This window comes from Gammaproteobacteria bacterium (assembly GCA_022340215.1).
Classification (GTDB): Bacteria; Pseudomonadota; Gammaproteobacteria; order JAJDOJ01; family JAJDOJ01; genus JAJDOJ01.
Genome location: JAJDOJ010000258.1, coordinates 1 through 4855 on the forward strand (window position 1 = coordinate 1; position 4855 = coordinate 4855).

A 4855-nucleotide genomic window follows, 5' to 3' on the forward strand; every position below is an offset into this window, starting at 1 on the left:
CGGCTTGGGCAGGAAGCCCAAGACCGGTGCCCAAGCAAAGCAGGGACAGCGCCGCGCCGGGATCGTTCGTCATCAAGGCGCGACAACAGGCGCATAGTCGAACTATGTCACTGTTGTCGCAACACAGAGGACGGACGAAAAGACAAGCAGGATGGTATGTCATTTGACAGAAATCGCCTCAGTGCGCCTCCAGCTTCCCCAGTTCCTCCAGAATCGAGTACACGAGTGTCCTGCCGCTGGCGCTCATCCCTTTGCTGAGGCTGTCGGCGTCACGCTCGCCGTCGATCAGGCGTTTCATGATGCCACCGATCATGGCCATATCGCCGCCGACGGCGGTCATCTGCTCCGCCATGCCGGCCAGTACCTGCAGCGCTTGGGGGGCGCCGCGGCCCGCCTGGTGAATCATGCCGGCCAGACCGGGGGCGGCCATGGCGGGGTCGGCCTGCCGATCGGGTGCCGGGAGGGTGGAGGGGTCCTGCAGTCCCTTGAGGATCGCCTCGACGATGGCGGAATCCTCCTCGTCCAACGTCTTCAGGATGGAGGCGTCACGCTGACCCGCCAGGATCCTGCGGATCGCCGCGACGAGATCGGTCCAGCCGTTCTGCTCGGTGACTTTGAGCGCCTCCTCGATCTCCGGAAGAAGCGCCGGGTTCTGCGTCGCCTTGACCACCCCGATGATCAGGTGGGCGTGCGCCAGGGCGATCTGCTGCTGCCGTGTCGGGATCTCTGGCATGGATATGCTCCCAGTTGACGTATTTCGGTGTACGTTTGTTCAAGATTTCAGTGTTAAGGTACTAATTATTCCCGTGTTGGTCTGAAACTTTCCACTGACGCGGTTCACTGCGTATCGGGTCAAAATCACGCATAATCAACCCAGCCTTCAAGTTTCGCTTTGTCCCGGTGCTGGCGGTATAGCGGATAACAATCTCAATATGAAACTCTTTGGCCCGCTTTACGACAAGGTCATGGTCTGGGCCGCGGCACCCGCAGCGCCGCGCTATCTCGCGGCGCTGAGCTTCGCCGAGTCCTCGTTCTTCCCGATTCCGCCCGACGTGATGCTGGCGCCGATGGTCACCACCATGCCGGAGAAGAGCCTGCGACTGGCGACCATTACGACGGTGGCGTCGGTGATCGGAGGGCTGTTCGGTTATCTGATCGGCGCCTTCGCGTTCGATGCCATCGCGCCCTGGCTGGAGCAGTCGCGATACTGGCCGAGCTATCAGCGGGCCCAGGGCTGGTTCGACCAATGGGGGGTCTGGGTGGTGTTCGTCGCCGGTTTCTCGCCGATCCCCTACAAGCTGTTCACGATCTCCGCCGGGGCCCTGTCGCTCGCGCTGGTCCCGTTTCTCATCGCGTCATTCATCGGACGCGGCGCACGGTTCTTTCTCGTGGCGGTGCTGCTGGCATGGGCAGGACCGAAGATGGAACCGGTCGTTCGCAAGTACATCGAATGGTTGGGATGGCTGACGGTCGCGCTGCTGGCCGCGCTGATCGCCTGGCTGCAGTTGCGCGGATAGCCCGCGGCATCTGCCTGGTTGCGGGACCGGCGATCCTGGTCCTGTTTATCGCCGCGTGTTCCGGCAATCCACCGAAAGGGTCGTCATCCGGGACCTATACCGTCCGCAAGGGCGATACGCTGTACGCCATCGCGCAGCGCTACAACACCAACTACCGGCAGCTGGCGAGCTGGAACGGCATCCGGCCCCCGTACACCATCTACAAGGGTCAGAAGCTCAGACTATCCTCCTGGAAGGCCGGAAAATCCTCGAAATCCACGTCGAAAAAGTCCTCCGTAGGCGGTACCCGAACAGCGGTCAGGAAGCCTGACACCTCACGCGAACCCCCGATCGACTGGCGCTGGCCGGTGAACGGCAAGGTGGTGTCGCGATACTCCGCCACCGGGACGAGCAAAAAAGGGATCGACATCGCTGGGGTCCAGGGCAGGCCCGTGACCGCTGCATCTGGCGGCAAGGTGGTCTATTCCGGGAGTGGACTTCTGGGTTACGGTAAGCTTATCATCATCAAACACAATGACACGTATCTGAGCGCTTATGCCCATAATCGCACGCTGCTGGTCGAAGATGGCACGCAAGTAAAGGGCGGTCAGGAGATTGCGGAGATGGGTTCGACGGGGACCGACAGCCCCAAACTGCACTTCGAGATCCGGCGTTACGGCAAGCCGGTGGACCCCCTCCATTACCTGCCCCGGCGTGGCAGGTAAAATCCAATTGACATAACTTCATGAAAGTTATGGCATAATCGCCTTCGGCAGTGGCAAGAGTTTCAGGGAGGAAATAAAAACTAGGGAAAATAAAAGCCGGTGTTTCGCGTTACGGGAGCGCGAAACCTGCCGGCACAAATGCCTTCCCTCCACGGGGGGTCGCGAAAGCATTCCCAGTCCCTCACCTGGGGGGAAACGGGATTCGCGGCATCTCCGGGGCGGGAGGGTGAAGAGACAACGGCGGGACAACCACAACAGCAACTGCCGGAGTCCGTCTCCGATTCCCGATGTCGGGAACGGGGATTACGCCAAAAGAGACCCGAACCCGGGGGATACATGAGTAGAAGTTTGAGTAGCCATACCATGGAGCCAGGTTCCGTCAGCCGCAAAGCGACAACCGTCGTGGTCGTTCCCGTACCAGACGACGATGCTGACGAATCTGATGTTGCAACCATCACCTGCGAAGCAGTCGACCCGTCCGAAGCAGTAGAAGCCAAGGAAGCGGCGGGAAAACGAAGCAGCAAGGAGGATGTCGAGGAACCGGTACAGACCGACCTCGACGCCACACGCCTCTACCTCAGCGAGATCGAATTCTCGCCGCTGCTGACCCCACAGGAAGAAAAGCACTACTCACGTATGGCACGAAGCGGTGTGGAGGCCGGGCGCAAAAAGATGATCGAGTGCAACCTGCGCCTGGTCGTGAAGATCGCGCGCCGCTACATGAACCGCGGGCTCGCCCTGCTCGATCTGATCGAGGAAGGCAATCTCGGGCTCATCCGGGCGGTCGAAAAGTTCGACCCCGAAAAGGGGTTCCGCTTCTCCACCTACGCGACCTGGTGGATTCGTCAGACCATCGAACGCGCCCTGATGAACCAGACGCGCACGATCCGACTGCCGATCCACGTCATCAAGGAACTCAACGCCTACCTGCGCGCCTCGCGGCGGCTCGCCCAGGAACTGGAACACGAGCCGACGACCGAAGAGGTCGCCGCCGCCCTCGAAAAACCCGCCAACGAGATCAAGAAGCTGCTCAACCTGAGTGAGCGCGTGACCTCGATCGACCTGCCGATCGGCAAGGAGAGCGACCGGCCGCTACTGGACCTCATCCCCGACGACGCCAGCCAGGAGCCATCGGCGATCCTGCAGGACGAAAACGTCAACGAGCGCATCTACTCATGGCTACACGAACTGGAGGAGAAGCAGCGGGAAGTCGTCATCCGCCGTTTCGGGCTGCACGGCTACGAACGGTCAACGCTGGAAGAGGTCGGCAGCGAGCTTGGCGTGACCCGTGAGCGCGTCCGTCAGATCCAGATGGACGCCCTCAGACGCCTGCGTAAGATCCTGGAGAGTCGCGGTTACTCCGGGGACGCCCTCCTGGGCGCATAATCCGTCCCTGTCCGCAGGGCCGATGAACGGGTAGGGTGGACAAACGCGGTGCAGTCCACCAGCAAGGCGAGGTCAAAGGGTGGACAGCGCTGCGCTTGGCCACCCTGCGGGATGACTTCGACAAGCCGAAAAAAAACGGGGCCCGTTCGGGCCCCGCCTCGTTCCTTCTTCCGGCTGGTGGAGCCTTAGAAGCGGATGTCGATGTTCGACGTGTTGTCGGCGTACTGCGACGGATCGGAGTAGACGCTCGGGTTCTTGAAGAACGCCGACTGGTTCACGTTATAGAACAAGCCCGCTTCACCCCCCCGTACGAGAGCATGCAGCGCGCGCTGAAGCTGCAGGGAAAGGCCAAGGCCACCAAGGAGGCGTACTGCCGCGCCGTACGCCGTAGCGCTGAATATTTCGACCGCTGTCCAGACGATTTGAGCGCAGAGGAGCTGCGCGCGTACTTCGCCAATCTGCTCGAGACCCATTCCTGGAGCACGATCAAGCTCAGATGACCTGACTTCGCGGAATCTGCGTCGAGCCCAGTTTCAGCACCAGTAGCATGCCGGATCCGCTTCGCTTGATCCGACCTACGGTTTTCCCGAGCTTTCGGTGAGTCATGACATTGCGTAGGGTGGAACAAGCGCAGCGGTTCCGCCGTCATGGGTGTCTGCGGATCCCAACCGGAAAGTCGGTTGAGAACATGCCGGTGCTCTACCCATCCTATCTGGCCATGGGTCTCTCCTCGCGAAAGCATTATCGATGAGCAATTCAAAAAATACAGCACGTTTCGTTCCCCGTTTCTCGAATCTCCAGTTTGCATATATGCTTTCATTGTGCGGGTTTTCCGCGTTAGCGGCAGGCAGGCGATATGCGACTTTCCAGTAAACAATCACACTCCATACTCGATATCGTCGCGTCCCACGCCGGCAGCGGGGCCGCTGTGTATTTGTTTGGTTCGCGGCTCGACGACAGGCGAAGAGGGGGCGATATCGACCTGCTGATCGAGACCGATCGCGTTCTGGACCTCGTCAAACGGGCGAAGATCAAGCTGGAGATCGAATCGCAACTGGGGCTGCCGGTGGATATTGTTGCGCGGGGGCGAGATCGGTCACCCACAGCGTTACAGTTGCTCGCCAGATCACAGGCAAGACGCCTGGAGACGCAGCCATGAACGAATCCCCCCTGGAGGCCCAGCGTTCACATCTCTCAAACCTGTTCGAGGCCATCCAGGGGAGTGTCTATTTTCTGGATGCGTCGGAA

The 4855-nt window shown here is 60.5% G+C and carries 6 protein-coding genes; 5 read left to right on the plus strand and 1 reads right to left on the minus strand.

The annotated features are described in order from the left end of the window. Positions 1–178: 178 nt before the first annotated feature. On the minus strand, positions 179–733 hold the full coding sequence (locus LJE91_17635; protein ID MCG6870484.1) for a hypothetical protein: 555 nt from the start codon (positions 731–733) through the stop codon (positions 179–181). Between the two features lie 199 nt (positions 734–932). Here LJE91_17635 and LJE91_17640 point away from each other — a divergent pair, with 199 nt between their 5' ends. From LJE91_17640 to LJE91_17660, 5 genes are all read left to right on the plus strand, one after another. Continuing rightward, positions 933–1517: a DedA family protein gene (locus LJE91_17640; GenBank protein MCG6870485.1), complete on the plus strand. Its 585-nt coding sequence runs from the start codon at positions 933–935 to the stop codon at positions 1515–1517. Further along, positions 1460–2221: a peptidoglycan DD-metalloendopeptidase family protein gene (locus LJE91_17645; protein MCG6870486.1), complete on the plus strand. Its 762-nt coding sequence runs from the start codon at positions 1460–1462 to the stop codon at positions 2219–2221. Before LJE91_17640 ends, LJE91_17645 begins: the two co-directional genes overlap by 58 nt. Before the next feature lie 363 nt (positions 2222–2584). Continuing rightward, the gene (gene rpoS / locus LJE91_17650) at positions 2585–3607 is read left to right on the plus strand and encodes an RNA polymerase sigma factor RpoS (GenBank protein MCG6870487.1); all 1023 of its coding nucleotides are present in this window, start codon (positions 2585–2587) and stop codon (positions 3605–3607) included. A gap of 35 nt (positions 3608–3642) precedes the next feature. Next, positions 3643–4107, plus strand: a complete 465-nt coding sequence (locus LJE91_17655; GenBank protein ID MCG6870488.1) for a phage integrase N-terminal SAM-like domain-containing protein — start codon at positions 3643–3645, stop codon at positions 4105–4107. A 356-nt stretch (positions 4108–4463) separates the two neighbouring features. After that, positions 4464–4766, plus strand: coding sequence for a nucleotidyltransferase domain-containing protein (locus LJE91_17660; protein MCG6870489.1), 303 nt, complete (start codon positions 4464–4466; stop codon positions 4764–4766). The last annotated feature ends 89 nt before the right edge of the window (positions 4767–4855 follow it).